30 protein-coding genes and 1 tRNA gene are annotated in these 26,848 nt (G+C 59.4%); 16 read left to right on the forward strand and 15 right to left on the reverse strand.

What is annotated here, in order from left to right; all coding sequences use genetic code 11:
• Positions 1 to 5: 5 nt before the first annotated feature.
• Positions 6 to 1,934, reverse strand: coding sequence for a hypothetical protein (locus ACYCZ5_RS00905; protein WP_461542876.1), 1,929 nt, complete (start codon positions 1,932 to 1,934; stop codon positions 6 to 8).
• A 74-nt stretch (positions 1,935 to 2,008) separates the two neighbouring features.
• Between ACYCZ5_RS00905 and ACYCZ5_RS00910 the strand changes: the two genes are divergently transcribed.
• Positions 2,009 to 2,926 (forward strand): adenylate/guanylate cyclase domain-containing protein, encoded by a 918-nt coding sequence (locus ACYCZ5_RS00910; protein WP_461542877.1) that lies wholly within the window; start codon positions 2,009 to 2,011, stop codon positions 2,924 to 2,926.
• Between the two features lie 3 nt (positions 2,927 to 2,929).
• Here ACYCZ5_RS00910 and ACYCZ5_RS00915 read toward each other — a convergent pair whose 3' ends face one another.
• A complete protein-coding gene (locus ACYCZ5_RS00915) occupies positions 2,930 to 4,420 on the reverse strand; it encodes a serine/threonine protein kinase (protein ID WP_461542878.1) in 1,491 nt (496 codons plus the stop codon).
• A 174-nt stretch (positions 4,421 to 4,594) separates the two neighbouring features.
• Here ACYCZ5_RS00915 and ACYCZ5_RS00920 point away from each other — a divergent pair, with 174 nt between their 5' ends.
• From ACYCZ5_RS00920 to arfB, 3 genes are read left to right on the forward strand one after another with little or no spacing between them, the layout of a single operon-like run.
• Positions 4,595 to 6,235, forward strand: a complete 1,641-nt coding sequence (locus ACYCZ5_RS00920; protein WP_461542879.1) for a peptide chain release factor 3 — start codon at positions 4,595 to 4,597, stop codon at positions 6,233 to 6,235.
• Positions 6,235 to 6,450 (forward strand): RNA-binding S4 domain-containing protein, encoded by a 216-nt coding sequence (locus ACYCZ5_RS00925; RefSeq protein ID WP_461542880.1) that lies wholly within the window; start codon positions 6,235 to 6,237, stop codon positions 6,448 to 6,450. Before ACYCZ5_RS00920 ends, ACYCZ5_RS00925 begins: the two co-directional genes overlap by 1 nt.
• Before the next feature lie 3 nt (positions 6,451 to 6,453).
• Positions 6,454 to 6,867 (forward strand): alternative ribosome rescue aminoacyl-tRNA hydrolase ArfB, encoded by a 414-nt coding sequence (gene arfB, locus ACYCZ5_RS00930; protein WP_461542881.1) that lies wholly within the window; start codon positions 6,454 to 6,456, stop codon positions 6,865 to 6,867.
• A gap of 12 nt (positions 6,868 to 6,879) precedes the next feature.
• Here arfB and ACYCZ5_RS00935 read toward each other — a convergent pair whose 3' ends face one another.
• The 3 genes from ACYCZ5_RS00935 to ACYCZ5_RS00945 are packed head-to-tail and all read right to left on the reverse strand — an operon-like array spanning position 6,880 to position 9,053.
• Entirely contained in the window at positions 6,880 to 7,653 is a 774-nt protein-coding gene (locus ACYCZ5_RS00935; RefSeq protein WP_461542882.1) for an endonuclease/exonuclease/phosphatase family protein, read from the reverse strand.
• 54 nt (positions 7,654 to 7,707) lie between these two features.
• Positions 7,708 to 8,424: a DNA alkylation repair protein gene (locus tag ACYCZ5_RS00940; RefSeq protein ID WP_461542883.1), complete on the reverse strand. Its 717-nt coding sequence runs from the start codon at positions 8,422 to 8,424 to the stop codon at positions 7,708 to 7,710.
• Complete coding sequence (locus ACYCZ5_RS00945) at positions 8,421 to 9,053, reverse strand: class I SAM-dependent methyltransferase (RefSeq protein WP_461542884.1); 633 nt, start codon at positions 9,051 to 9,053, stop codon at positions 8,421 to 8,423. The genes ACYCZ5_RS00940 and ACYCZ5_RS00945 overlap by 4 nt, the downstream gene beginning before the upstream one ends.
• A gap of 146 nt (positions 9,054 to 9,199) precedes the next feature.
• Here ACYCZ5_RS00945 and ACYCZ5_RS00950 point away from each other — a divergent pair, with 146 nt between their 5' ends.
• A complete protein-coding gene (locus tag ACYCZ5_RS00950; RefSeq protein WP_461542885.1) occupies positions 9,200 to 11,416 on the forward strand; it encodes a TonB-dependent receptor in 2,217 nt (738 codons plus the stop codon).
• A 101-nt stretch (positions 11,417 to 11,517) separates the two neighbouring features.
• On the forward strand, positions 11,518 to 11,721 hold the full coding sequence (locus tag ACYCZ5_RS00955) for a hypothetical protein (protein ID WP_461542886.1): 204 nt from the start codon (positions 11,518 to 11,520) through the stop codon (positions 11,719 to 11,721).
• A 51-nt stretch (positions 11,722 to 11,772) separates the two neighbouring features.
• Here the strand turns inward: ACYCZ5_RS00955 and lipA are convergent, their stop codons facing one another.
• The gene (lipA, locus tag ACYCZ5_RS00960) at positions 11,773 to 12,714 is read right to left on the reverse strand and encodes a lipoyl synthase (RefSeq protein ID WP_461542887.1); all 942 of its coding nucleotides are present in this window, start codon (positions 12,712 to 12,714) and stop codon (positions 11,773 to 11,775) included.
• Between the two features lie 107 nt (positions 12,715 to 12,821).
• Between lipA and ACYCZ5_RS00965 the strand changes: the two genes are divergently transcribed.
• Positions 12,822 to 13,406, forward strand: coding sequence for a superoxide dismutase (locus tag ACYCZ5_RS00965; protein ID WP_461542888.1), 585 nt, complete (start codon positions 12,822 to 12,824; stop codon positions 13,404 to 13,406).
• A gap of 23 nt (positions 13,407 to 13,429) precedes the next feature.
• On the opposite strand, the gene ACYCZ5_RS00970 is transcribed toward ACYCZ5_RS00965, so the two are convergent.
• Genes ACYCZ5_RS00970 through ACYCZ5_RS00980 form a run of 3 tightly spaced genes read right to left on the reverse strand, consistent with a single transcriptional unit; the run spans position 13,430 to position 16,501 of the window.
• Complete coding sequence (locus ACYCZ5_RS00970) at positions 13,430 to 14,809, reverse strand: hypothetical protein (protein ID WP_461542889.1); 1,380 nt, start codon at positions 14,807 to 14,809, stop codon at positions 13,430 to 13,432.
• The gene (locus ACYCZ5_RS00975) at positions 14,775 to 15,572 is read right to left on the reverse strand and encodes a D-alanyl-D-alanine carboxypeptidase family protein (RefSeq protein ID WP_461542890.1); all 798 of its coding nucleotides are present in this window, start codon (positions 15,570 to 15,572) and stop codon (positions 14,775 to 14,777) included. The genes ACYCZ5_RS00970 and ACYCZ5_RS00975 overlap by 35 nt, the downstream gene beginning before the upstream one ends.
• A 2-nt stretch (positions 15,573 to 15,574) precedes the next feature.
• On the reverse strand, positions 15,575 to 16,501 hold the full coding sequence (locus tag ACYCZ5_RS00980; protein ID WP_461542891.1) for a DUF3617 domain-containing protein: 927 nt from the start codon (positions 16,499 to 16,501) through the stop codon (positions 15,575 to 15,577).
• Positions 16,502 to 16,644: 143 nt separating this feature from the next.
• On the opposite strand from ACYCZ5_RS00980, the gene ACYCZ5_RS00985 reads away from it, so the two are divergent.
• Genes ACYCZ5_RS00985 through ACYCZ5_RS01000 form a run of 4 tightly spaced genes read left to right on the forward strand, consistent with a single transcriptional unit; the run spans position 16,645 to position 19,574 of the window.
• Entirely contained in the window at positions 16,645 to 17,418 is a 774-nt protein-coding gene (locus ACYCZ5_RS00985) for a 3'-5' exonuclease (protein WP_461542892.1), read from the forward strand.
• 2 nt (positions 17,419 to 17,420) lie between these two features.
• Positions 17,421 to 17,798, forward strand: coding sequence for a VanZ family protein (locus ACYCZ5_RS00990; protein ID WP_461542893.1), 378 nt, complete (start codon positions 17,421 to 17,423; stop codon positions 17,796 to 17,798).
• Positions 17,785 to 19,113, forward strand: coding sequence for a 23S rRNA (uracil(1939)-C(5))-methyltransferase RlmD (gene rlmD, locus ACYCZ5_RS00995; RefSeq protein ID WP_461542894.1), 1,329 nt, complete (start codon positions 17,785 to 17,787; stop codon positions 19,111 to 19,113). The genes ACYCZ5_RS00990 and rlmD overlap by 14 nt, the downstream gene beginning before the upstream one ends.
• Positions 19,110 to 19,574 (forward strand): rhodanese-like domain-containing protein, encoded by a 465-nt coding sequence (locus ACYCZ5_RS01000; RefSeq protein WP_461542895.1) that lies wholly within the window; start codon positions 19,110 to 19,112, stop codon positions 19,572 to 19,574. The genes rlmD and ACYCZ5_RS01000 overlap by 4 nt, the downstream gene beginning before the upstream one ends.
• Here the strand turns inward: ACYCZ5_RS01000 and ACYCZ5_RS01005 are convergent, their stop codons facing one another.
• Complete coding sequence (locus ACYCZ5_RS01005; RefSeq protein WP_461542896.1) at positions 19,575 to 19,925, reverse strand: HopJ type III effector protein; 351 nt, start codon at positions 19,923 to 19,925, stop codon at positions 19,575 to 19,577.
• A gap of 59 nt (positions 19,926 to 19,984) precedes the next feature.
• Positions 19,985 to 20,671, reverse strand: coding sequence for a Bax inhibitor-1/YccA family protein (locus ACYCZ5_RS01010; protein WP_461542897.1), 687 nt, complete (start codon positions 20,669 to 20,671; stop codon positions 19,985 to 19,987).
• Between the two features lie 181 nt (positions 20,672 to 20,852).
• Between ACYCZ5_RS01010 and ACYCZ5_RS01015 the strand changes: the two genes are divergently transcribed.
• Both ACYCZ5_RS01015 and ACYCZ5_RS01020 read left to right on the forward strand, forming a co-directional pair.
• Positions 20,853 to 20,942: transfer RNA gene (locus ACYCZ5_RS01015), tRNA-Ser, on the forward strand.
• A 23-nt stretch (positions 20,943 to 20,965) separates the two neighbouring features.
• On the forward strand, positions 20,966 to 21,535 hold the full coding sequence (locus ACYCZ5_RS01020; protein ID WP_461542898.1) for a YfaZ family outer membrane protein: 570 nt from the start codon (positions 20,966 to 20,968) through the stop codon (positions 21,533 to 21,535).
• A 76-nt stretch (positions 21,536 to 21,611) separates the two neighbouring features.
• Here ACYCZ5_RS01020 and feoB read toward each other — a convergent pair whose 3' ends face one another.
• Positions 21,612 to 23,399, reverse strand: coding sequence for a ferrous iron transport protein B (feoB, locus tag ACYCZ5_RS01025; protein WP_461542899.1), 1,788 nt, complete (start codon positions 23,397 to 23,399; stop codon positions 21,612 to 21,614).
• Positions 23,396 to 23,641, reverse strand: a complete 246-nt coding sequence (locus ACYCZ5_RS01030; protein ID WP_461542900.1) for a FeoA family protein — start codon at positions 23,639 to 23,641, stop codon at positions 23,396 to 23,398. Before ACYCZ5_RS01030 ends, feoB begins: the two co-directional genes overlap by 4 nt.
• A 94-nt stretch (positions 23,642 to 23,735) precedes the next feature.
• On the opposite strand from ACYCZ5_RS01030, the gene dapA reads away from it, so the two are divergent.
• Genes dapA through ACYCZ5_RS01045 form a run of 3 tightly spaced genes read left to right on the forward strand, consistent with a single transcriptional unit; the run spans position 23,736 to position 25,983 of the window.
• Positions 23,736 to 24,611 (forward strand): 4-hydroxy-tetrahydrodipicolinate synthase, encoded by an 876-nt coding sequence (dapA, locus tag ACYCZ5_RS01035; RefSeq protein WP_461542901.1) that lies wholly within the window; start codon positions 23,736 to 23,738, stop codon positions 24,609 to 24,611.
• Between the two features lie 16 nt (positions 24,612 to 24,627).
• Positions 24,628 to 25,209 (forward strand): hypothetical protein, encoded by a 582-nt coding sequence (locus tag ACYCZ5_RS01040; RefSeq protein ID WP_461542902.1) that lies wholly within the window; start codon positions 24,628 to 24,630, stop codon positions 25,207 to 25,209.
• Between the two features lie 9 nt (positions 25,210 to 25,218).
• On the forward strand, positions 25,219 to 25,983 hold the full coding sequence (locus ACYCZ5_RS01045; RefSeq protein WP_461542903.1) for an MBL fold metallo-hydrolase: 765 nt from the start codon (positions 25,219 to 25,221) through the stop codon (positions 25,981 to 25,983).
• Positions 25,984 to 26,039: 56 nt separating this feature from the next.
• Here ACYCZ5_RS01045 and ACYCZ5_RS01050 read toward each other — a convergent pair whose 3' ends face one another.
• Both ACYCZ5_RS01050 and ACYCZ5_RS01055 read right to left on the reverse strand, forming a co-directional pair.
• Positions 26,040 to 26,225 (reverse strand): hypothetical protein, encoded by a 186-nt coding sequence (locus ACYCZ5_RS01050; protein WP_461542904.1) that lies wholly within the window; start codon positions 26,223 to 26,225, stop codon positions 26,040 to 26,042.
• Positions 26,226 to 26,512: 287 nt separating this feature from the next.
• Positions 26,513 to 26,809 (reverse strand): hypothetical protein, encoded by a 297-nt coding sequence (locus ACYCZ5_RS01055; protein ID WP_461542905.1) that lies wholly within the window; start codon positions 26,807 to 26,809, stop codon positions 26,513 to 26,515.
• Between the last annotated feature and the right edge of the window lie 39 nt (positions 26,810 to 26,848).

Here is a 26,848-nt window from a genome sequence, read left to right on the forward strand (position 1 = left end):
CCGTTTTAGTTGGAGATCGAACCGAGCGTGTCTTCCAGTTCCAGTATGCCTTCACGCAGCAGCTTGACCGAATCGGCCAGCGCCTGATGGAAATCGCGGTTGGCTTCGCCGACAGCCTTGGTCATGCCGGTGCTGAACGATTCGTGGGCCTGGCCGATGACATCCGATACCTTTTCCAGATAGCCGTCCGCCTGTTGTTGCGCTTCGACCAGTTTCGCCGTGGCTGCTTCGATGCGTGCCACCACATCGTGTGACATCGCTGCATCGCGGCGTGCCTGTTCGACGATGAGTTGCATGGAGCCGACCAGCTCGGTCATCGCATCGCGTGCTTTCTGGTAATCGGCGAACACGCTGCTCAGACTGTTGGTGGCCGAACCGATGGCACCGGCTGCCTGCGTCAGCTCCCCGGCGAGGCTTACGGACTTGTCCAGTGTGGACGTCACGCCTGCGCCTGCTTTGGCGAAATCCTTGGAAGCGAGATACAGCGTGTCCGCACCGTTGTTCATCTTGGTGAGCGCTTCGCCGGTGGTGCTGCGCATGGCTTGCACGGCGGCCTTCATCTCCACAACGGCGAGGTTTACGCCCTCCACCAGCGCGCTGACCTGTCCGCCGAACTGGCCCACCATCGCCTGGCTGCTGGCGGCGAGCGCTTCCTGTTGCTGCTTGCTGGCGGAACCGGCCGAGCGCACCTGTGTGCCCAGCTCCTCGATGATGACGCCCATGCGGTCGGACAGATTGTCCAGCGCCTGCTGCAGGCCCTGCCGGGTGTCGCCTTGCGATTGTTCCATCAGTGAACGTACCTGTTCGATGAATTCGCCCAGCTTGTCGTTCATGGTGCGCTGGCGCGCTTCGGCACCTGCCATGGTCTCGGCCAGCATGTTGGCCAGCGTCTCGTTGCCGTGCTTGCTGGCGCTTTGCATCTCGGCCGCCATCTGTTGCAGGGTGTGGGTGGCGGTCTGCAGCGATTCGATGGTCTGCTGTTGCAGGCTGTTGATGCCGCCGACCTGTGAGCCGAACATGTCCTTGAGCTGGTCGCTGAACTGGCTCAACACACCGGCAAGCATCTTGTGCACCGCGTCCTGCTGGTCGTTTCGCGTTTCCTTGAGCGCACTGGCGATCTCGCTCAGCGGCTGCTTCAGGCTGGCTTCCAGTGTGTTCGCCAGACTTTTGCTGAGCGCTTCGGATTGCGCGTTACTGGCAGCGATCTGCTTCTCGAACATCTCGCCCATCATCTGCTGCATCTCGTTGCGCAGCATGGACGCAGTCTGGCCGGAGGAGGCTTCGGTGGCTTTGACCAGACGTGCCAGATATTCCTCGCTGGCGCCGCCTTCGAACAGGTTGTCGAGCAATTGGGTGAGTTGTTCGACCTGTCCGTTCAGGCGCGTGATGGCGACTTTCTCGATGAAGGTGATGACCATCGCCAGCGTGATGGCGATGGCGGAAACGAGGAAGGCTTCCCACACGCCGTGCAGCAGATGATTGAGACTCTCGCGCACGATGGCTGGATTCTCGGATACCTGGAAGGCCTGCAGGCCCATGATCAGGCCGTAGAAGGTGCCGATGATGCCGACGCCGGTGAACAGGCCGGGCAAGTGCTTGAAGAAGTCGGCGCGCAGCGGCGTGTCGATGATGGTCTCGTGCGGGAACATCAGGTTGGCCGGTACGGTGGAGCGCCAGCGCGCATCGGACTGGCGATGCAGCGAGTCGGCATATTCCTGCCACAGATGTTCCAGCACGCCGGTGTTGGCGAAGATCGACGGCATATCGTTCGACGGTTTGCCTTCCAGCGCGCGCAACTGTTTGACCACGCGCGAGATGCGCCAGGAGACGATCAGCGAGGGCAGGAAGAAGAACAGCAGGAACGAGATCGTGAGCAGGCCCAGAATGCCGGCGAATACATAGATGTGGGGTGGGAGCTGGTCTATCGTGAACATGTTCGAATATGACGTCAGAGGGTAAAAAAGCGGCTTGTATAATACACCGCATGATGCAGACGACCGGGCCGAATATGGACAAAAAAGCACAGCAGACGACGCATGACAAAGTGGTGTTGTTCGCCGATGTCAGCGGCAGCACGCGCTTGTACGAGGTGCTCGGCGACGCGCGCGCTTTTGCCGCCATCAACCAGTGCATCGAATTGTTGCGGCGCGTGACGGAGATGTTCAAGGGGCGGGTGGTGAAGACCATCGGCGACGAGATCATGGCTGTCTTTCCTTCCGAACTGAGCGGCGTACAGGCCGCGTGCGCGATGCAGGCCGATGTGGAAGCGATGGTGCCGCTGGATGACGCGGTGCGGCTGGCGATCCGCATCGGTCTGTATCACGGCCCGGTGCTGATGCAGGACGGCGACTCGGACGTGTTCGGCGACACCGTCAATGTGGCGGCGAGATTGACCGAGTTGGCCAATGCGGGACAGATACTTTCCGACGCTTCCACGGTGCAGGCGTTGCCGCCTTTGCTGCGCACCTCCACGCGCAGTCTCGATCTGCTGCCGATCAAGGGCAAGGCTTCCAATATCAAGGTGGTCGAAGTGCTGTGGCAGGAGGGTGACGATGCGACGCTGATGGTGGGGCGTACACACGCGCCCGTAGCCTCTTCCGGCGTATTGCGTTTGCAGCACCACGGGCGCGAGGCGGTGGTGGATGCGGCGCACAGCAAGCTGGTGCTGGGGCGCGATGCGCAGGCGGGCTTTGTGGTGGAGGACAAGCGCGCTTCGCGCCTGCATGCCACCATCGAATTGCGGCGCGACAAGTTCGTCTACATCGATCAAAGCTCGAACGGCAGTTACATCACCTTCGCCGGGGAGGGTGAGTTGCAGTTGCGGCGCGAGGAGATCGTGTTGCGCGGGCGTGGCACGATCTGTCTGGGGCATTCGTTCGGCAAGGATGCGGCGGGCGCGATCACTTTTTCCTGCGAAGGTTGCTGATCCTTACTTCCCGACGTCGCGCGGGGGGCGGCGGCGCAATCTGCGGGGTGATTCTGTGCCCAGATCTTCTTTTGCCTGTGCCTCGGCGGTTCGTCTGGACATGATCTCCGCAAAACCTTTTGCGCGATCGTCTGCGAGATCGGCAAGTTGTTTTTGTCTGAGTGCCTGCGCGGCGGCAAGCTTGGCCTGATTCTCGGCGGCAGTCTGGCGCTCGATCTTGCCGATGTCCTTGATCTTGGCAAGATGCTGCGCTAGCAGCGCTTTGCGTGCCTGATCCTCTTTTTGTCGGGCTTCTGCCGCGGCTCTGGCGCGGGCTGCCGCTTCCATTTTTGCCAGTTGGGCGGCTTCCGCTTTCTGTTGTGCCAGTTGCAGTTGTTTCTTGCGTTCGGCTGTCGCCAGCAATGCCAGACGTTTCTGTTCCTTTTCTCGCGCGGCTTCCTGTTCGAGCTTGTCGATATTCGCCAGACGGCGTTTTGCCAGATCGATGAACTCTCCCTTGGGGAACTCTTTCAGGTATTGCTCGAAGCTTGCGCGTTGCGTGCTGTCGCTGATCTCGCGCCACAGTTTGATGTCGCGCTGCCGTGAAGCGAAATCGTTCGCGCCGGTTTCTTCGGCAGCCAGACTGTCTGCCGGGGTGACCAGTGTCGTATCCGAAATGGCGGGGGACGGGGCATTGCGGGTGATGGTGCGCTTGAGCGCGCGCATGAATTCGCCGGCATTCTGGAAACGTTCTTCAGGCGTCTTGGCCAGACTTTGCATCACCACCAGGTCCAGTTCCGGCGATACCTTGGGGTTGAAGTGCGAAGGGGGTGTCGGTAATTGGTGCATTACCTTGTTCATGATGGTGATCGGGCTGCCGGTGAAGGGGCGTTCGCCGGTCAGCATCTGATACAGCATCACCCCCGCCGAATACAGGTCGCTGCGCCCGTCCACATCCTTGCCCATGAACTGCTCGGGCGACATATAAGTCGGGGTGCCCAGCACCATGCCCGCCTGGGTAAGGTGGCTGGAATCCATCTTGGCAATGCCGAAGTCGGCGATCTTGATGCTGCCATCGGCGGTGATCATGATGTTGGCCGGCTTGATGTCACGATGGATGACACCGCGCTGGTGCGAATACTCCAGCGCATCCAGCACTTGCAGCATGATGCGCAGACTGTCGGCGATGGGCAGGGTTTCGCCCGCTTCCAGATGGTCTTTGAGTTCGTCACCGTCCACATATTCCATGGCGATATAGGCCAGATCGCCTTCTTCGCCGTAGTCGTAGATGGAGATGATCTTGGGGTGGGAAAGCCGGCCGGCAGCCTGTGCCTCGCGGCGAAAACGTGCGAAGGCTTCCTCCATCTCGGAAGCATCCACCAGCGATTTCTGGATGGTCTTGACGGCGACGGTGCGCTGGATAAAGGGGTCGAAACCTTCATAGACGATACCCATCGCACCCTTGCCGAGTTCGCGGCGTAATTCGTATTTACCTAGTTTGTCCGTGGTGGGCATGCGTTTGTTTGTGTGAGATGCGGGTGAGGCGTGTTTTTCAGGTGCGATTCTACTACGGCAGGCTGCGTGCATAGCTCGGACATGGCGATGGGCAGGCAAGGTATAAAGCGCTTTCTGGTTAGACATTGCAGCACTAAGCCTTTAGACTTGCGGCCTTTTTTACAGGTCAGCATCATGTCCGCAGAACTCCAACCCACTTCGAAAGAATCCGCTGCTGCATCGCGCGATCCGATCACGCGCGAAGTTTCTCGCCGCCGCACCTTCGGCATCATCTCCCACCCGGATGCGGGTAAGACCACGCTGACCGAGAAGCTGCTGATGTTCTCAGGCGCGATCCAGTTGGCCGGCGCGGTGAAGGCGCGCAAGAGCGGGCGCCATGCCACCTCGGACTTCCTTGAGATCGAGAAACAGCGCGGCATCTCGGTCGCCTCTTCGGTGATGCAGTTCGAGTATCGCGACCATGTGGTGAACCTGCTGGACACGCCGGGCCACCAGGATTTCTCCGAAGACACATACCGTGTGCTCACTGCCGTCGACTCGGCTTTGATGGTGATCGACGCAGCCAAGGGCGTGGAGACACAGACCATCAAACTGCTGGATGTGTGCCGCATGCGCGACACGCCCATCGTCACTTTCATGAACAAGATGGACCGCGAGGTGCGCGATCCGCTGGAGCTGCTGGACGAGGTCGAGTCGGTGTTGAAGATCCAGTGCGCGCCGGTGACCTGGCCGTTGGGCATGGGCAAGACCTTCCGTGGGGTGTATCACCTGATGAAGGATGAGATCCTGCTGTTCACGCCGGGCGAGGAGCGCGCCGACGGCGAGGTGGAAGTCATCAAGGGCATCGACAATCCGATACTGGCCGAACGCTTCCCGATGGAGATCGAGCAGCTGAAGATGGAAGTGGAACTGGTGCACGGTGCTTCACATCCCTTCGATTTGCAACGCTTCCTTGACGGCAAGCAGACACCGGTGTTCTTCGGTTCCGCCATCAACAACTTCGGCGTACGCGAGATTTTGAACGCCCTGCTGGAATGGGCCCCGGCGCCGCGCGAGCGCGATGCCTCGGTACGTAACGTGAACCCTATCGAGCCGAAATTCTCCGGTTTCGTGTTCAAGATCCAGGCCAACATGGATGCCAACCACCGCGACCGCATCGCCTTCTTGCGCGTGTGCTCCGGCCATTTCGAACGCGGTATGAAGATCAAACACCTGCGTCTGAACCGCGAGATCAAGGTGTCCAGCGTGGTGACCTTCATGGCATCCAGTCGAGAGCAGGTGGAAGAAGCCTACGCAGGCGACATCATCGGCCTACCCAACCACGGCAACATGCAGATCGGCGATAGTTTCTCAGAAGGCGAGCTGCTGCAGTTCACCGGCATCCCGTATTTCGCGCCGGACCATTTCCAGTCGGTGCGCATCCGCAACCCGATCAAGATCAAGCAGCTGCACAAGGGCTTGCAGCAGCTCGGCGAAGAGGGCGCAGTGCAGGTGTTCAAGCCGGTGGACGGCGGCGACCTGATCCTCGGCGCGGTCGGTGTGCTGCAGTTCGATGTGGTGGCCAGTCGTTTGCATGGTGAATACGGCGTGGATGCGATGTTCGAAGGCGCCAGCGTCAGTACCGCACGCTGGGTGACCTGCGACGACGCAAAGATTTTTGCCGATTTCCAGAAAGCGCTGTCGCACAATCTCGCCATCGATGCGGCGGGCAATCTGGCCTACCTTGCGCCGAACAACGTAAACCTCAAACTCACCCAGGAACGCTGGCCCAAGGTTGTCTTCCATACGACGCGCGAGCATGCGGTGAAACTTTGATGGAACAAATTGACTTCCAACTGCGCGGCGAATTCATCGCGCTGAACGATCTACTCAAGCTGACCGGCGTGAGCGACAGCGGCGGTGCGGCCAAAGCATTGGTGGCAGACGGGGCCGTTTCCGTCGATGGTCAGGTGGAATCGCGCAAAACCGCCAAGATCCGTGCAGGGCAAGTGGTGGCGCTGACCGGCGTGCGAATACGAGTGGTTGCCTGAGTCATGCTGTATATCTCGCACAACGTCATCATTCCGGAGTGCGAGATCGAATTGACTGCCGTGCGCGCGCAGGGCGCGGGCGGACAGAATGTGAACAAGGTATCGAGCGCAATGCATCTGCGTTTCGATATCCGTGCCTCTTCATTGCCGCAGGAGATGAAAGAGCGTTTGCTGCAGGTCAACGATCAGCGCATCACCAAGGACGGCGTGGTCGTCATCAAGGCGCAGGAATTCCGCAATCAGGAACAGAACCGCAACGAGGCACTGCGTCGACTCAAGGCTTTGCTGCAATCGGCGGCCGAGCGGCCCAAGCCGCGTATCGCGACCAAGCCGTCGCGGTCGGCCAAGAAGAAACGTGTGGAAGGTAAGGTGTTGCGCGGCAGGGTTAAGGCTCTGCGCGGCAAGGTCAACGACTGAAGGACGCCTGAATCAGTCTTTCAGTTCAAGCTCCACCCGCAACAGGTGGTGATCGGAACTCGGTGTCGGGATGACTTGCTGGTTCACGCAACGCAGCTGCTCATTGAAGAAGACATGGTCCAGCACCAGCGGCATGCGCCGCCAGGTGATCTCACTGATCTGGGCAGTAGAGAATCCCGCTTCCTCGAATTGCGCCACCAGCGTCTCATGGCCGCTGACGTTGAAATCCCCGCCCAGCAGCGCCGGCAGATCGGATTGCCGCAACTGATCGACTACTATCTGGCGTTGCTCGGGATGATTTGTGCTGGAGGACTTGAGCATGAAGAACGCCAGCAGGTGGGTGTTGAACAGTTGTACGGTCTTGCCGCCGATCTTGGTTTTGGCGCCGATCAGCAGGCGGTCGGTCGGCGTTTTGGTTTCGCCGTTGAAGTTGAATTCGATAGGCGGCGAGGGCAGGTCGAGTCTGGTTGTGTCGAACAATTTGCTACGCGAGAAGATGGCGAGGCCGATGCCGAAAGGCAGTTCGCGTACGTCCGGCTTGGGGTAGCTGAAGTAACTGTCGTAATCTGAGAGCGCCGCTTTCAGTCGCGTGTAGTTGGGCGGCGGGTCGATCTGCTGGCCGCCGGGCTCGGCGTGCTCCACTTCCTGCAGTAGCACGATGTCCGCATTCTGACGCTTGATCTCGGCAATGGTCTGTTCAAGGTCAATCGGGGCGTGATCCGGATAGGCGTCATCCCAGACCTGGCCGAATTGCATATTGAACTGAAGGACGCTGAACCGTGACATGCTGGCTTGCGGGCGTTTAAGATTGGCGAACTTTATAGAAACAGTAGGTTGGAATCAAGCAATAGAGAACGTTCTTTTTAGATATTGTTCGCGAAGCGCTGGATCGAAGCGTTCGATCGCATAGCGCAGGGACGTACGGGGCAGTCGCGGGTAATGGCGCTGCAGGAATGTTTCGAGGATCTTTTGGTCGCGTTTCCCCACTTCGCGCAGCATCCAGCCCACGGCCTTGTGCATCAGATCATGTCGGTCATCCAGCAGCATCCCGGCTATGTGCAGCGTGTCTGTGAAGTCTTTCCCGCGTATGAAATGCAGGGTGGCGACCATGGCGATGCGCCGTTCCCACAGCGATTCCGACTTGGCCATACGCTGCAGCACCTTGCGCGGACGGTCTTCCAGATGCTTGCCGACGATGTGCGGTGCCGAGATATCCACCAGGTCCCAGTTGTTGATGTGCCGTGTGCTACCGAGATAGAGGTCGAAGGCGGTTTGCTTGCCGGCCTCATCCGCCGTTGCGTAGAACTGCATCAATAGCAACAAGGCGAACAAGCGTTCCTCGTGATATTTCGAACTCAGCAATGCTGCGATGGTGGCGAGGTCTGCATCACGATGCTGTTTAGCCAGTGCGCGCAAGGGCGGTATCTTGATGCCGAGGAACAAATCCCCTTCTCCATACTGTCCCGGCCCAGTCTTGAAGAAGCGCTGCAGAATGCTCGCAGTGTCGGGGGATGCGAGGGCATGTAGCCTTGCGCTGATCGCTTTTGCCTTGTTCATGACGCCTTGCGGGCAACGATGAGGAAGATGGGGAATTCGCGTTGTTGTCCTTCGACTTCCTTGCTCACCGAAGTCGCGGTGCTGTCGCGCACCTCGATGAAGCCGGCCTTCTGCAACAGCTCGCCTAGGTGCGCGCGATCAAATCCCAAATGGAACACGCCGGTGTTGTCGCCGTGGAAAGCGCCGTCCTCGCTGTCGAGGTCGGCAAAAGCGACCTGTCCGCCGGGATTCAGCAAGCGGAACCATTCGGCGAACAGCGCGGCGGTGTCCGGCACATGATGCGTCACCATGCTGCTCACGATCAGGTCGTAGCTGCCGCTCGCATGTGCGCCGTGCTCGAAATCGACGAACTGGGTGCGGGCGTTGGAGATGCCTTGTGCCGCGATCTTGCCGGCCATCACTTCCAGCATCGCGGGCGAGCTGTCCGCGCCGCATAGCGAACCGACTTGCGGCAGCAACTGCAGGGACAACAGGCCGGTGCCGCAGCCGTAGTCGAGCACGGCCATGTGCGGCGACAGGGCAACGCTGCGCCGGATGGCGGTGGCGACCTCGTTGGCGATCCTGACCCGGCCGGGATTGCTGTCCCAGCGGGCGGCGACCGATTCAAAATCCCTGCGTTCTTTTTCCATCGCTGTGTGTTCGTATGGTGGTGTCGATAACGCCGATTATCAGGGCAGGGCATATTCACCGCAATGCGGCTGATGCTGTAATGGCTGTGTGGCGGTAGTGCCACTTGGATAGAATGCAGGTTGATAGAACGTCCGGGGTTGAAGCGATGCGATGGCTGGTATGTGTGATGGCGTGGCTGGTGCTGATCGTACCGGCGCAGGCTGCGGGCTGGACACTGAGCGGGACGGTGCTGGAAAAAGGCACGGGCAGGCCATTGCCGGGGGTGGTGCTTGCCGTGTCTGGTCAACCCGATCCCGCTGCCAGGTCGGATGACGCTGGCGCGTTCCGCTTAGAGCTGGATTCAGCAGGGGACGTCGAACTGGTCGCCCGCTACATGGGTGTCAGCGCCGTCCGGCAACTACGTCTTGAAGCGGGCGTAGAGGTGATGCCGCAGATCATCTATCTGCGCTTGCCGGAGACCTTGCGCGAGATGGTGGTGACGGCGCCGCGTTCGCCGGACCGGGTGAGCAAGAGTGTCATCAGCGGCAAGACCTTGAGCAGCATCGCCGGTTCGGGCGGTGATCCGCTGGCGGGTCTGCAGGCTTTGCCCGGCGTCGTGGCCGTGAACGGCAGCAGCGCACCGGCAGTGCGCGGTTCCGGGCCCGGCGATAACGTGTATTACGTGGACGGTCTGGTGATCGGCAAGTTGTTCCATTACGGCAGCCTCAGCGTGTTCAACGCCGACCTGATCGAGGATTTCAACCTGCACAGCGCGGCGTTCAGCCCGCACTATGGTGATGTGACCGGTGCGGTGATCGATGTCGCCCTGCGCAAGCCGCGTACCGACAGGATAGGCGGCAAGGTCAACGTCAGTTTGATGGGCGCGGACTTTCTGGTGGAAGGGCCGCGCAACGAAGACCAGTCGTTCTATTTCGCAGCGCGCCGCAGCTATATCGACCTGTTCATCAAACAGATAGAAGACAAGGGCGTGACCATCCAGATCCCGCGTTACTGGGACTATCAGGGCAAGTATCTGTGGAACCTGAACGATGCGCACAAGCTCAGCTTCCATCTGCACGGTGCAGGTGACCAGCTCGCGTTGAATTTCTCTCCGACCTCCAATGCGGCGATCCGCGAACCTGTTCTGGCAGGGGATCTGTCTTTGTCCGATTCGGGGGCATCGCAGGCCGTGATACTGGACAGCGTGGTGTCTGATACGACACTCAATACCCTGACCTTGCAGCACCGGACGCGCAATGCCAGCAACCGCATCGCACAGGCAGGCACTCTGGACTTCACCCAGGAAAGTCTGCTGTTGCGCGATCAGGTTCGGTTGGAGCTATCTGCGGGGCATGAGCTGACGCTGGGGGCGGAACTGGGTCAGACCAAGGTCACGGTGGATGCCGACCTGAACAATACTCCATGCACGCAGTTCGACGCCAACTGTGACCTCACCACCGGCACGCGATTAAAATTGCAGGATGCTTTCACCAGCCGCTTGCTGGCGATGTCAGTGCAGGACAGGAAGCGTGTGCGGGACGATCTGACGCTGGTCGGCGGTGTGCGCTATTCGAAAGAGGATTATCTGGATCGCGCCTATACGGAACCGCGCATCGGTGTGGAATGGGAGTGGAGTCGCGACACCCTGCTCACGGCAGGATGGGGTAAACACAACCAGATGCCGACCGGCCAACAGATTGTGCGCATGTTCGGCAATCCCGGTCTGGACCATATCCGTGCCGACCATCGCGTGGTCGGCATCGCGCAAAGACTGGATGCGGACTGGAACTGGAAGAGCGAGGCCTATTACAAGAAATTCAGCAATCTGGTGGTCAGCGACACGGCGCTCAATTACATCAACGCGGCCAGCGGCAAGGCCTACGGCCTCGAATTCCTGCTCAAGAAGGAAGAGACCGAGCGCATCTCCGGATGGTGGGTGATCAACCTGGCCAAATCGCAACGCCGCAATGACGTGACCGGTGAAGCCTTCCGCTTCGAGTATGACCAGCCGGTGAACACGACACTGGTCGGCCAATACAAGCTGAACGAGGACTGGAGTTTCGGGATGAAATGGAACTATCACTCCGGCTTGCCCTATACGCCAGTCATAGGAACCAAGGTGGAAAAGTATACGGACGGCAGGTTTAAGCCCATATATGCCGGGATCAATTCCGGCACCTTGCCGGTCTATCACAAGCTCGATCTGCGTGCGGATCGAACCATATTGATGGATAGCTGGAAGATGAATGCCTACTTCGAGCTGAACAACGTCTACCGGCGCAAGAACATCGCGGGCTATACCTACAGCGCGGATTACTCGACACGCGAACCGGTCTACACCTTCGAATTGCCGATATCGTTCGGGGTGCAGGGAGAATTTTGAAAGATTTTGAAAAAAGGCCTAAAGTATCCGCCAGACGTGCCGATAAGTTGTCCATAGATGAGCGGAATTCCGTCTATGGAATATTAATATAGGAGGTCATCATGGCGATTAATCCAGTAGATTCAAGCAGTAACTATGTTTCTCAAGTGCAGCCGCAGCCGCAACCTCGGGAAGAGCGTGAGGCGGTGAAAGATCGTGATGATGCTGCCAAGGTTACTGCCGCCACTCAGGAAGCGCAGGCACCGAAGCCGACTGTGAACACCCAGGGGCAGACCGTAGGCTCTGTCATCAACGTACAGGCCTGAGTCGGAACAGCACTTTGAGCGTAGCGGGGGCGCAGGGATGCGCCCCCGTTTTTATATGGCGATGCCGGCTTCCTCTGCCTGGATGTCGGCGAAATAACTGCTTCTGACCATGGGCGCGCAGGCGGCGTGCGAGAAGCCCATCTTCTTTGCTTCTTCCTCGAACATCTTGAACGCTTCCGGCGTGACGTAGCGCAACACGGGCAGGTGGCCGTCCGAGGGCTGCAGGTATTGCCCTAGCGTCAGCATTTCCACATCGTGCTCACGCAGGTCGCGCATCACTTGCAGCACTTCTTCGTCGGTCTCGCCCAGACCCAGCATCAGGCCGGATTTGGTCATCACCTGCGGGAAGCGCGCCTTGAATTCCTTGAGCAGCTTGAGCGAGTGCGCATAGTCGGCACCGGGGCGCGCCATGGGATACAGGCGCGGCACGGTCTCCAGATTGTGGTTGAGCACGTCGGGCAGTTCGCTGGCCATGGCGTCCAGCGCCACTTCGAGACGGCCACGGAAGTCCGGCACCAGTGTCTCCAGCTTGGTGGTCGGTGAGGCGGCGCGGATCTCGCGCAGGCAATCGGAGAAATGCTGTGCACCGCCGTCGCGCAGGTCGTCGCGGTCCACACTGGTGATGACGACGTAGCGCAGTTTGAGCAGACCGATGGAGTGAGCGAGGTTCTTGGGTTCGTCCGCATCGGGCGGCAGCGGCTTGCCGTGCGCCACATCGCAGAACGGGCAACGGCGGGTGCAGATGTCGCCGAGGATCATGAAGCTGGCCGTGCCTTTGCCGAAGCATTCGCCGATGTTGGGGCAGGAGGCTTCCTCGCACACGGTGTGCAGGCTGTGTTCGCGCAGCATGCGCTTCACTTCGTTATAGCCCGCGCCGCTGCCGGATTTGACGCGTATCCACTGCGGTTTGCGCAGACGCTCCTGCAGGGGGATGATCTTGATCGGGTTGCGCGCGGTTTTGGCCGCGCCGGTCTGTTTGGTGGTGTCGTTCATGGGGCGGATTGTAAAGCATCCCGAATACCCAAGTATAAAAGTATGGTATATTTCCGCCCCGTGGCGATGCCATCACCGCTCATCGAATTCACTACAAGGAGACTCTCATGGAACACCAACTGCCAGCTCTTCCCTATGCCAAAGACGCACTCGCGCCGCACATGTCCGCCGAGACTTTCGACTATCACTACAGCAAGCACCATCAGGCGTATGTGACCAATCTGAACAACCTGATCAAGGGCACTGAGTACGAGAACCTCGATCTGGAAGCCATCGTCAAGAAGGCACCGGCTGGCGGCATCTACAACAACGCAGCGCAGGTTTCCAACCACACTTTCTTCTGGAGCTGCATGAAGCCCAATGGCGGCGGCGCACCTTCCGGCGCACTGGCCGACGCGATCAACAAGAAGTGGGGTTCGCTGGACGAATTCAAGAAGGCATTCCAGACTTCCGCCGTGGGTAACTTCGGTTCCGGCTGGACTTGGCTGGTGAAGAAGGCCGACGGTTCCGTGGACATCGTCAACATGGGCGCAGCCGGAACACCGCTGACCACCGCCGACAAGCCGCTGCTGTGCGTGGACGTGTGGGAGCACGCTTACTACATCGACTACCGCAACATGCGTCCCAAATTCGTCGAGACATTCCTCAACAATCTGGTGAATTGGACATTCGCGGAAAAGAACTTCGCGTAAGTCTGCAGTAGATCAACTCCACATCAAGGCCGGGGCGATGCCCCGGCCTTTTTGTTTGCCAGCTTGCGCAGATTGGAGAGCGCTTCGGGTTGTTGCGGGTCGAGCTGCAATGCGGATTTGAATTGCTGTCCGGCTTCATCGTCGCGCCCGGCCAGCAGATAGGCATGGCCAAGGTTGTTGTGCACGCGAGCCTTGTTGGGGGATCTCTGCACGGTGTCTTCCCATAAAGCGATCTCGCTGCGGTAGTCCTGATTGCGCTGGATGGTGAGCAGGGCGCAGACGAGCAACAGCGCGGTGATGGCGTATCTGGCTTGTGCGGGTTTGAGCAGTAGGGTGATCTCGATGACTACCGCCATGCAGAGCGGCCAGGCAGCCAGATAGAGTTGGCGTTCGTTGGCGACATCAAGGCGCGGCAGCAACAGATAGAGCGGTAGCCATTGCAGCAGTGCCCAAGCCAATGCGAACGTGATCCACGGGCGATTTAAATGGAAGCGCCAGCTTGCAGCCAGCAGCAGCGACACGGTGAACAAGGCGAGCGGGGCATCCAGCACCTCGCGGTACACGGGCAAGGTGGGATCGATATTGAGCCACAAGGGCATGGCCCACTGTTTGAACAACCAGACCGCCCCGGCCAGCTGTGTGGAAAAGTTGCCGCCCAGTTCGTTGAAGTTGGCGCTGTGCAGCATCTGCGACTGGTAGCTGTCGCTGAACAGGAAGAACAGTGCGGCGACAAGCAACAGCAGCCAGCTGCTCCATTGTTTGGCGAAGGCGCTACGCCAACATTCTCCTTTGCACAGCTCCCATAGCAAGAGTGCGACTGGAAAGGTCACGGCAGTTTCCTTGCTCAGTAGCGCGAGCGCGAAACAGAGCGGTGTCAGCAGGTGCAGCAGTGATAGATCGGTTTTGCTGCGTCCATGCACATAGGCCAGCAGTCCGCCCAGATAGAACAAACTCATCAACGAGGCAGAGCGGCCGCTGATGTAAGTCACAGCCTCGGTATTGGCAGGATGCAGGGCGAACAGCATGGCGATGAGCAAAGGCAGCGACGTGAGATCGCGTAGTCGAGCGTGCTGTGTGATGAAGTGGCGGGAGAGCAGGAAGACCAGCCAGCTAACAATCAGGTGGATCAACAGATTAGTCAGATGGAAGCCAACGACACCCCAGCCCAGCGTCCAGTCCAGCGTATAGCTCGCTTTGAGCAGGGCGCGGATGCCGTGGCCTAGACCTGCTGCCCAGGCTGTCCAGCTGTGTACACCTGAACGGTGAGCGATGACGTTGTAGTCGTCGAACTGGAAAGGGCCGGTGAGCGCGTTGGTATATGCCAGTGCGATGGCCAGCGCCAGCCAGCCCAGCGCGCGCAGGTCACAATCAATGCGACGGGTGGGCGTGTTCAAAGGCGACATCGAGGATATCGACTGCGTCCCACCAGCGATCGTTGCCGTGCAACAGTACCAGCAGAACAGTGGTGTCGCCGCGCTTGGCGTAGGCGATCAGGCATTTTCCGGCGCGCGCGGTATAGCCGGTCTTCAGTCCGAATGCGCCGCGATAGCGACCGACCAGCGCGTTCTTGTTCTCGAAACGGATGTCGCGCTTTCCGTCCGTGCTGCGCATGCTGCTGTCGATACGAGAGGTCAGCAGCAACAAGGGGCGGTGACGGACGATCTCCTTCGCTAGCAAGGCCAGATCATGTGCACTGGAGTAGTGCCCCTTGGCATCGTGTCCGCACGCGTTCTCGAAATGCGTGTCGCGCATACCGAGTTCGGCGGCACGCCGGTTCATGCGCTTCACGAATTCGACTTCGCTGCCGGCCAGTGCATCGGCCAGTGCATGACAGGCATCGTTGGCGGAGGCCATCAGCGTGGCCGCCAGCAGGTCTTGCAGTCGATAGCTTTCGCCAGCCCTGAGTTTGAGACGCGCACCGGTCTCGCGGGCGGCGGCAGGGGAAATGGTGGTGAGCTGTGCCAGATCGCCCTGTTCGACGACGAGCAGGGCGGTCATCAGTTTGGTCAGGCTGGCAGGCGGGAGGCGTGTCTGTGCCTTGCGTTCCCAGGTCGGGGTGCCGTCAATCTCGACCCGGTAGGCGCTCGCCACATCGGGGAACAGATCGGGCAGGGCGGCGGCCAACGTGACGTGGCACAGCAGCCACAACCCGATCAGGTAGCGCATGGTCAGAAGCCGAACAATCCTTTCAGTTTCTTCGCGCCATCGATGGCGCCGCCGACCGGGTTGTCGGTGACCATGTTTGCCGAGCGTGAGGAGCTGGTGTAACTGCGTCCTTCCAGCTCAGAGAACTTTTCATACTCTTTCGGGCAGGCGTCCTCGAAATCTTCGTAGTTGTTTCCATCCACCTTCTTGCAGATGGTTTTTGTGAGGGACTTCATGTCGATCTTGCAGGCTGCGGCGATGGAGACGTCCGAGGTGTCGTCATGCTTCACCAGCGCGAGATAGACGTCGGCCTTCTTCGCCGCATCCTTGCTGATGACTTTGCACGCATACTTCCGGTTCTTGGCGCACATCGCGTCCGGTCCGAAGAACTGGTTGCCCATCAGTTCAGTGGCTTTGTAGCGGCCTACTTCACACTGTTCGGCCATGCCTGCCGCCATCTGCGCCTTGGCCATGCCCATCATCTCGTTCATGTCTTCCATACCCTTGCCGCCAACGACCACCGGGTCGGAGGTGTCGCAGGAACTGCCGATGCGTTTGCCGCGATAGGTGGCAGTCATATCGAACTTCTCGCCGTCTGCAGTGCCGCTCATGCGGCTTTTGCCCTGATAACTGTTCTTGCTGTGGCTGATCTCGCCGCTGCCGCTCATCTTCTGCCCGTCACCGTCACAGCGCATCTTCCAGGTGGTCTTGCTACCTGAGTGCTTGACGTCGGTCACCTTACAGTTTCCGTCCCGCTCCATCATCTGCTTCGGGTCTGGTTCACCGTTCTTGGGTTGGCAGACTGTCATGGTTGTCTCCGGCATCGCATACGGCATGCCGGCCATCTCCGACTTGGTAGTGATCTCCCATGTCTCGCCTGCGGCGGCATGGGCGAGTGACGTGTGCATCGTCACCAATAGCGTGAACATCAAGTATGAGAGTCTTTGCATGACAACCTCCGAAGCGCTGGGTTTAAGTGCGGGAATTCGCTGGGGATTCTTTACCTTCCGGGGCCGGGCGTCAAGATGAGCGGATAGGAAGCCGGCGGCGGCTCGGGTATCATGCACGCCCTCCCCAGATTCGTATTTTTGCCATGAATCCTACACTTGTCTTTGACATTGAAACCATTCCCGACATCGCCGGCCTGCGTACCTTGTATGAGCTGGATGCCGAAGTCAGCGACGTTGAGGTCGCCGAGATGGCGTTCCAGATGCGTCGCCAGAAGACAGGCAGCGATTTCCTGCCGCATCATCTGCAACGTGTGGCGGCGATCTCCTGCGTGCTGCGCGAGGGCGACAACTTCAAGGTGTGGTCGCTGGGCGAGCCGGGCGAGGACGAAGGCAGCATTATTCAGCGTTTCTTCGACGGCATCGAGAAATACACGCCGCAGATCGTGTCGTGGAACGGCAGCGGTTTCGATCTGCCGGTGCTGCACTATCGCGGCCTGATCCACGGCATCCAGTGCCCGCGCTACTGGGACATGGGCGAAGATGACCGCGATTTCAAATGGAACAACTACATCAGCCGCTATCACACGCGCCATCTCGACCTGATGGACCTGCTGGCGATGTATAGCGGTCGCGCCAATGCGCCGCTGGATGATCTGGCCAAACTGATCGGCTTCCCCGGCAAGCTGGGCATGGACGGCAGCAAGGTGTGGGAGGCATACCAGCAAGGAAAGCTGGCCGAGATACGCAACTATTGCGAAACGGATGTGGTGAACACCTATCTGGTGTTCGCCCGCTTCCTGCTGATGCGCGGCCAGTTCAGCAAGGCGCGCTATGAGCAGGAGATCGAGCTGGTGCGCAGCAACTTGGCAAAGTCTAGCGAAGCGCACTGGGCGGAGTATCTGGCGGCCTGGAAGTAAGCATGTCCGGCTTGCACAAGGTCTGGCTGGGTTTTGGCTGGCTGTGGATCTTGCTGGTGTGCTATCTGTCGCTGATGCCGCACCCACCGCAGCCGGTCTCCTTCGAGGGTGTCGACAAACTTGAGCATCTGCTGGCCTATGTCGGGCTGATGCTGTGGTTCTGTCAGGTGTATGTGACACGCGCATCGCGCATCGGAGTGCTGGTCGGTCTGGTGGCGCTGGGTGTCGGCATCGAGATATTGCAGGGCATGGGTGGTTACCGATATTTTGAATATGCAGACATGCTGGCAAATACCGGCGGCGTGTTGATGGGATGGGGTTTGGCGCACACCCGCATGGGGCGCGCGATTTTATTGTTGGAACGAAATGGCAAACATTGAACAGGCAGTGGTGATCGAATCCATCGATCAGGAAGGGCGCGGCATCGCGCATCATGAGGGCAAGGTGATCTTCATCGAAGGCGCACTGCCGGGCGAGCGGGCGACATACGCCTCGTATCGCAGGAAACCCAGTTTTGAGATGGCACAGGCGACTAGTGTGACCAATCATTCCTACATGCGCGTGCAGCCCAAGTGCATCCACTTTGGCATGTGCGGCGGCTGCGCCATGCAGCATATGGATTCCGGTGCGCAGGTCGCGGTGAAGCAACGCATCCTGGAAGAGAATCTGGCGCGTATCGGCAAGGTCGCGCCGGAAAATATCCTGTCGCCCATCCACGGCATCTACTGGGGCTATCGCCAGCGTGCGCGCATCGGCGTGCGCCATGTGCTGAAGAAGGGGCGCACGCTGATCGGATTCCACGAGAAACGCAGCAGCTTCATCGCGGACCTGTCGCGCTGCGAGATACTGCCGCCCAAGATCTCCGCGCTGATCCCTTTGTTGTCGGAGCTGATCGATGGACTATCCATCCGCGAGCGTGTGCCGCAGATCGAGATCGCCTGCGGCGACAACGTCGATGTGCTGGTGCTTCGCATCATGGAGGCGATGTCACCTGCGGACGAAGCCGCCTTGCGTGCTTTTGCCGATGCGCACGACATCCAGTTCTGGCTGCAAACCAAAGGACCGGAGACCGTAGTGCCTTTCCATCCTTTGCAGGCACCGCCGCTCACCTACAGCCTGCCGGAATTCGATGTCGAGATGCCGTTCGCGCCGACCGAGTTCACTCAGGTCAACCACCAGCTCAATAGAGTGATGGTGCACCGCGCCCTGCGTCTGCTCGATCCGCAAGCGCACGAGAACATCGCCGACTTTTTCTGCGGACTGGGCAACTTCACTTTGCCCATCGCGCGCAGCGGCGCGCAGGTGCTGGGCATCGAAGGCAGTACGGCGCTGGTGAAGCGCGCTATGCAGGGCGCCGAACATAACTGTCTGAGCGCCAACACGCGCTTCATGGACATGAACCTTTTCGAGATGGACGAAGAGAGATTGAAGAAGCTAGGACATTTCGACAAATGGTTGGTCGATCCGCCGCGCGACGGTGCCATCGAATTGATCAAGGCCATCACACCTGAGACCGCACCGCAGCGCATCGTCTACGTGAGCTGCAACCCGGCCACACTGGCGCGCGACGCGGAAGTGCTGGTGCATGAGAAGGGCTACACGCTGAAAGCGGCAGGCGTGATGAATATGTTCCCGCAGACGGCGCATGTGGAGTCCATCGCGATATTCGAGAAGATTGCAGGCGGTCAGGCATGAAACGCTATGACGAACTGGTTGAAGAAGCGCTTGCGCGCGTGAGGGAAGTCACGCCATGGGACTTTGGGCGGCGCTACCAGTCGGGCGATGTGCCTTTGTTGCTTGATATTCGTGAACCTGCTGAATTCGACGCCTTGCGCATCCCCGGTTCGATCAATGTGCCGCGCGGCATACTGGAGCAGTCCTGCGAATGGGATTACGACGAGACCGTGCCGGAACTGGTTGCGGGACGCGAGCGCGAGATCGTGGTGATCTGCCGCTCGGGAAAACGGTCGGTGCTGGCTGCGGATGTGATGCAGCAGATGGGTTTTATCAATGTCGTCTCGCTCAAGCTCGGCATACGCGGCTGGAACGATGCCGAGTTGCCGATGGAAAACGCCAACGGCAATGTGGTGGATGCTGACGCGGGCGATGAGTTGCTCGCATCGCGCGTGAAGCCGGAACAACGCAGACCCAAGTGATCAGGCGCTTTTCTGCGCTAATGCATCGCCCTCGAACGAGATACCTTCCCAGCCTGTCTTCATGAAATTGCGGATGTTGGCATGATCCGCTCCCTCTGGATTACCGAGCACATCCTTGCGGTAATAGTCGCCGAAGCAAGCCAACGTCTGTTGCGGTGACAGCCCGTTCAGCATCGCGAAAGAAAAGAGTTTGCACGAGCCGTTGTTCTGTCCCGCCTCGTTGCGTGCCGCGCCGTTGCTGAAGGCGGTAGGGGTGAAATCGTAATGCGCGTCGATCACCGCTATCGTGTCGTTGAAGCAGACGCTGTCCGGTGTCTCGTCCAGTTTTTTCAGAAATTCGTTCAGTTCCATCTTGTCTCCGTGAAAACAAAAGGCGGCCGCGAGGCCGCCTTGTTGTGTGTGTGGAATGCTTATTCGCGTTCGCCTGTGAATGCCATCAGCAGTTGCAACAGGTTGATGAACAAGTTGTAGATGCTCAGATACAGGCCCAGCGTCGCCATCACATAGTTGGTCTCGCCGCCGTTCACGATTTGGCTCACGTCATACAGGATGTAGGCGGAGAAGATCAGCACCGCGATGGCGGAGATGGTCAGCGACAGCGCGGGGATCTGGAAGAACAGGTTGGCCAGCGAAGCGACGATCAGCAAAATCAGTCCGATGAACAGGAACTTGCCCATGAAGCTGAAATCCTTCTTGGTCACGGTGGCGATGGTGGCCAGCGAGAAAAAGATGATGCCGGTGCCGCCTGCTGCCATGCCGATCAGCTGCGCGCCGTTCTTCAGATGCAGGGCGACTTGCAGGATGGGGCCGAGGAATACGCCTGCGATGAAAGTGAAACCGAGCAGGGCGGCGATGCCCCATACGCTGTTGCGCAGCGCGGACACCGCGAACAGCATGCCCAGCATCACGCCGAACATCACCAGCGAGGAGATGATGGGGCTGGCAGCCATGAACGACAGGTTCAGCGAGGTGCCGATGAAAGCGCCGATCACGGTCGGGATCATGGTCAGCGACAGCATCATGTAGGTGTTGCGCAGGACCTTGTTCCGTTCGACGGGTAGTGTTCCGATAGGTGCGGTTTGGGTCTGGAAGTTCATTTCTGCTCCGTTCAAATAAAGTGCGACTTTGCGCACGGCGAGCGTGAGACTACGCAAGCTGCGAAAAAGTTGCAACCGCAGATGAAAGCCGGTTTTTGGAAGGCCTGATGATTTCGGGTATCATGCGCGGCGCTGCTTGCGTGTGGTTACAGGCCGTTTGCTGCAAGTGTTTGAAGAATAAGGAAGCGTGGCCGAGCGGTTGAAGGCACCGGTCTTGAAAACCGGCAACGATGCGAGTCGTTCGTGAGTTCGAATCTCACCGCTTCCGCCAATTTCCCAATAAAGGAGCTCAATATGTTGCGTCGTTTCGTTGCTGCTGCACTGATCATGGTCGGTTCGACGGCCTTTGCGGATACGCTGGATATCAATCTGAGCAACAGCACCGCTCAGTTCAAGTACACGGTTCCTAGCGGTATCGCCGGCAAGTCCGATCTGTTCGCCTCAGTGGCTTACAACGATCTGAACGACATCATGGTCGATGCCGGTCTGCTGGTGTTGAACGAAGAAGGCAGCGTGTCCGGTCTGTCGCTGGGCGTTGGCGCCAAGGTCGTGGCAGCTTCCCTGAGCAAGGTGGCTTCGTCGCGTAAGCTGGTCTCCGGCGTGGCGCTGGGGGCGCAGGTGCGTTTCGAATTGCCTAACGACCGTCGTTTCGCCCTGGTGGGTGAATACAACTATGCACCGCGCATCATCAGCTTCGGCGATGTGGATCATTTCACACAGGGCATGGCGCGTTTCGAGTTCGCCATGTCTCCGCTGACCCAGGCTTACATCGGCTACCGCTCCAGCAAGTTCATCATGAAGAACGGTTTCCCCGAAGGTCGCGTGGATAATGGTGGTCACATCGGTGTGCGTCTTTCCTTCTGATCACATCGGTGCCAAGCTGCAAACGAAACGCCCCGGTCAAGCCGGGGCGTTTTGCTTTGGTACATGATGAATCGCTTCAATAGCCGAGTGCCCGTGCCGACTGGTAGAACACGAAACTGATGGCCCAGGCCAGCGCCAGCGACCAAGCCAGCGTGAACAGGGTATATCTCATGTCCTTGGCCTCGGTGCGTAGGGTGGCGATGGTGGACAGGCAGGGTGTGTAGACCAGCGTGAACAGCATGAAGCTGTAGGCCTGTACCCAGTCCAGCTGCTGGCCCAGCGCGCCGCTCAGCGCATCACCGCTCATGCCATAGATCACCGCCAGCGAACCGATCACGATTTCCTTGGCGACGAAGCCGAAGATCAGTGCGATGGTCAGTTGTTCGTTGATGCCGATGGGTGCAAAGATCGGATGCAGCGCGCTGCCTATCATGCCGGCCAGCGTGTCCGGGCCGCCCGCTGCAGCGGAGGCCGGCAGATTGGTGAGCAGCCAGACCAGCACCACGCCGGCGATGATGAACTGCGTGGCGCGACTGAGGAAATGGCGCACTTCGATCCAGCCGCGCAACAGCATCTGGCGCAAGGTTGGGAAGCGATACGGCGGCAATTCCAGCACGAACGGTTCGCTGCTCTGGAACTTGTTACGGAACAGCAGCGCCGTGAGGATGGCGGCGGCGAAGCTGAATAGGTACAGGCTGAACAACACCAGCGGGGCATGCTGCGGCGAGAACAGCGCGGCCGTGATGAACACGAACACCTGCAGTCGCGCCGAGCACAGCGAGAACGGGATCACCAGCATGGTCAGCAGGCGCATGCTGCGGGAGCGCATCACGCGTGTCCCCATCAGCGCGGGCACGTTGCAACCGAAACCCATCAGCAACATCACGAAGCCGCGACCGTCCAGTCCCATCTTGGCCATCAGTGCATCCATCAGGAACGCGGCACGCGACAGATAGCCGCTGTCTTCCACCATGGCCATGAACAGGAAGAACAGCACGATGATGGGCACGAAAGCCGCGACCGTCGCCACGCCGTTGTAGATGCCATCCAGCAGCAAGCCGGATAACCACGACGGCGCGCCGGCCACAGCCGCTTCCAGCGCCGTGACGCGCAGCCAGCTCAGTGCTTCGGCGACACCGCCCTGCAGCGGTTGGCCGAGCAAGAAGATGCCCTGGAACAGCAGATACATGATGCCGAAGAAGATAGGCAGGCCGAGCCAGGGGTGCAGCATCACGCGGTCGAGCTTGTCGGTGAGATGTTCGGGCATCTGCACCGGCACCTGCACCGCATGTTTCAACACGCGCGCCATCTCGGATTCGATGTGCTCGTCCTGCTCCAGTTGCGAGCGCAACTGCTCGGCCATGCCGGGAGTCGGGTAGCGCAGGGCTTTGGTGACGGCCTGCAACGCATCCTGATAACCGGCACCGTATTTACCGCTGAGCAGATAGATAGGCAAGCCCAGCATCTCTGACATCTTGCCGCTGTCGATGGTGATGCCGTATTTGCGCGCCTCGTCCGACATGTTGAGTAGCACCACAACGTTCATGTTGAGCTGTTTCAACTGCAGTAACAGGCTCATCTGGCGTTCGATCTGCGTGGCGTTGAGGATCACCAGTGCCAGGTCGGGCACGTTGTCGTGCAGGAAGTGGCGCACCACCTGCTCGTCGTCCGAGAAACCGTGCAGGTCATAGATGCCGGGCAGGTCGATGATCTCCACCATGTCGCCGCCCAGCAGGATCTTGCCGGACAGCAGCTCGACCGTGATGCCAGGCCAGTTGCCGACACGCGCCGCGCCGCCGGTCATGCGGTTGAACAGGGTGGACTTGCCGGTGTTGGGCATGCCCAACAATGCGATGCGTTTCATGCGCAGCCGGCTCCTTTGCAAACTTCTATCTTGCTGGCCTCGTTGCGGCGCAAGACGACATCGGTGGTGCCCAGCCGTACCTGCAACGGGCCGGAGAAGACGGCCTGGCGCACCAGTTCGATCTGTTTGCCCTTGCGGAAGCCCAACGCGAGCAGGCGCTGATGCAAGGCCTGATCGGCGTGGATGGCAACGATGGTGGCGAGATCGCCTTGTTGCAGGGTGGCTAAAGTGGAGGCTGACATGGTCTATGCATTATTCCACAGCCGTTGCGCTCCTGTCGCGTAAGCCTGCGTGATTAAGGTAGAATGCGCGCTTCCAAAACGTATCGATAAGATCATGATTACTGGCAGTCTCGTAGCGATCGTCACGCCGATGCATGCGGATGGCAGCCTCGACCTTGAGGCATTCCGCGCGTTGATCGATTTCCATATCGCCGAAGGCACCGACGCCATCGTGGTGGTCGGCACCACCGGTGAATCCCCCACTGTCGACCTGGAAGAGCATGAATTGCTCATCGCCGAGGCGGTGAAGCATGCCAACAAGCGCGTGCCCATCATTGCGGGTACCGGCGCGAACTCCACCAAGGAAGCCATCGAGCTGGCCACCTTCTCCAAGAAGGTCGGCGCGGATGCATCGCTGACGGTGGTGCCTTACTACAACAAGCCGACCCAGGAAGGTCTGTACCTGCACTTCAAGGCCATCGCTGAAGCGGTGGACATGCCGCACATCCTGTACAACGTGCCTGGGCGTACCGGTGCGGACATGAGCAACGACACCGTGCTGCGTCTGGCGCAGATCCCCAACATCATCGGTATCAAGGATGCGACCGGCGGCATTGAGCGTGGCAGCGACCTGTTGAAGCGCGCCCCGAAAGACTTCGCCGTTTATAGCGGTGACGATGCCAGCACGCTGGCGCTGATGCTGCTCGGCGCGCACGGCACCATCTCGGTGACGGCCAACGTCGCGCCGAAGTTGATGCACGAGATGTGTGCGGCTGCGCTCAAGGGCGATGTCGCCACGGCGCGCGCGATCAACTTCCGCCTGCTCGGTCTGCACCAGAAACTGTTCATCGAAGCGAACCCGATCCCGGTGAAATGGGCGGTCGCGCGCATGGGCAAGATGAACAACGTACTGCGTTTGCCGCTCACACCGCTCACAGCTGCCGCCCAACCTGCGGTGGAAGAGGCGATGCGTCAGGCCGGCGTCATTTGAACTCACTGGAATCACTATGAAAACAAGCAATGCGATCACAGCCGTCCTCGTCCTCACCCTGCTGGCCGGGTGCGGTCTCATGCCAGAGCGCAAGCCGGTGGACTACAAGAACGGCGGAACGCCCGCTCCCGCACTGGAAGTGCCGCCCGATCTGACACTGCCGGGTAGCAGCCAGCGCTATGCTATCCCTGCTGCCGACGGCACGCAGGTGGCCAGCTACTCCGATTATTCGCGTGATGTGCAGGCTGCCGGGCAACCTTGTGCAGAACCCGTACCGGCGGCTGTTGCGGTGGCAGAGGCTGCACCGGCACGCCTGATGACGGTGGAAGGTCAACGCTTCGTGCTGTTGTCCGAGCCGTTCGACCGCGCCTGGCGCAAGGTCAGTCTGGCACTGGAGCGTGCCCAGCTTGCCGCTGGTGATGTGAATCGCAGCAAGGGCGTGTTCTACCTGAAGGGCACTGAAAAACAGCCGTCTGAACTGCGCGTGCTGGTGCAAGAGACGAAGGGCGTCAGTGTTGTGACGGTTGCTGCGGATGCAGTGGCACAGGCAGAAGCGACTCGCATCCTCGACCTGTTGTTCCAGCGACTGGAGAAATAAAGCGCAGTGATGCGTTTCGCGTTCCTCGGCAGCGGCAGCGAGGGCAACTCGCTGCTAGTGCAAGCCGGTAACACCACCCTGATGCTGGATTGCGGTTTCTCCGTCAATGAGACCGTGTCACGTCTGGCGCGTCTCGGCCTGCAGGCCGAACAGATCAACGGCATCCTCGTCACCCACGAACACAGCGACCATATCGGCGGTGTGGCGCGGCTGGCGCGCAAGTTCAAACTCCCGGTGTGGATGACCCACGGCACCTTGCTGACGCAGCAGGCTGCGTTCGCGGACATCGCGGTCGCCGAACTCAATCCCCATCACCGTATCGCCATCGGCGACATCGAGGTGCAGCCTTTTCTGGTGCCGCACGACGCCCGCGAGCCTGTGCAATATGTGTTCAGCGACGGCACGCGCCGCTTGGGCGTGCTGACCGATACTGGGCATATCACGCCGCACATCGAGGCATCACTGGCGGGTTGTCACGCACTGGTGCTGGAATGCAATCATGACGAAGAGATGTTGCGTACCGGGCGTTATCCGCCCTCGCTCAAACAGCGCGTCGGCGGACGTGTCGGTCACCTGAGCAACCGTCAGGCGGCAGGTCTGCTGGCGAGCATGGATATCAGTCTCCTGAAATACATCGTGGCTGCGCACCTGAGCAAGCAGAACAACCAGCCTGAATTGGCCGCGCAGGCACTGAGTGAGGTGCTGTCTTGCAATCAGGATGAGATCACGATCGCGTCGCAGTCCGAAGGGTTGGACTGGATAACTATCGATTGATGCGGTGCGAGAAATAGAAAAAGCCGGCTTGCGCCGGCTTTTTTGTCGTACGGGTGTTACTTGGCAGCAGATTGCGGAGCTTCTGTAGCCGGTGCAGCTGCTTCGGTTGCGGAAGCTGCGACAGGTGCTGCAACTTCGGTTGCTGGAGCAGCGGCAACAGGAGCAGCAGTTTCGGCAGACTTCTCACCACAAGCAGACAAAGACAGAGCCAACAGAGCTGCGATCAATGCGGAGCGTTTCATTTTCAATTTTCCAATCGTATAGATAGGTACTACTAGACTTTAAGTGAAGGTTTGTATTGAGCTGCCTTTTCTGCAACCTTCCCAAAGAAAAGGCGGCGCATTCTAGCGCTTCCAAAGGGAAATACAAGCGGGATGTTGTGGCGAAAAATCCCTTTTATTTCAGGTGGAAAGCACTTCTTCAGGCCGCTGTCAAAAGCGTGCAATTTCTGTGATTGTCTGGCAATTTCTGAAAGGGCGGGTGAGGGCGGCGAATCGGGCTTGCCCGACTCACCGGTAAGGCGAAAAGCTTACTTGTTTACCGCGTCGGCAGCCTCGTTGACGGCCTTCTTGGCAACATCCTTGGCGGCGGCGGTGGCATCGTTAGCAACTTCCTTGGCTTTGTCGGCAGCGGCTTGAGCGGCGTCCTCGGCTGCGTTCTTGGCCGCATCCCCTACATCCTTGGCGGCTTCCTTTGCCGCATCCGTGGCCTTGTCGGCAGCCTCCACTGCAGCTTTCTTGGCAGCGTCCAGAGATTCACTGGCTTGTTCGCCGCAGGCGGTCAGGGAGAGGGCGAGCAAAGCGGCGATCAGAGTGGAGAATTTCATTTGCGGTTTCCTATGGTTCGATGTGTACAAGATATGAAG

This window comes from Sideroxydans sp. (genome assembly GCF_054604835.1).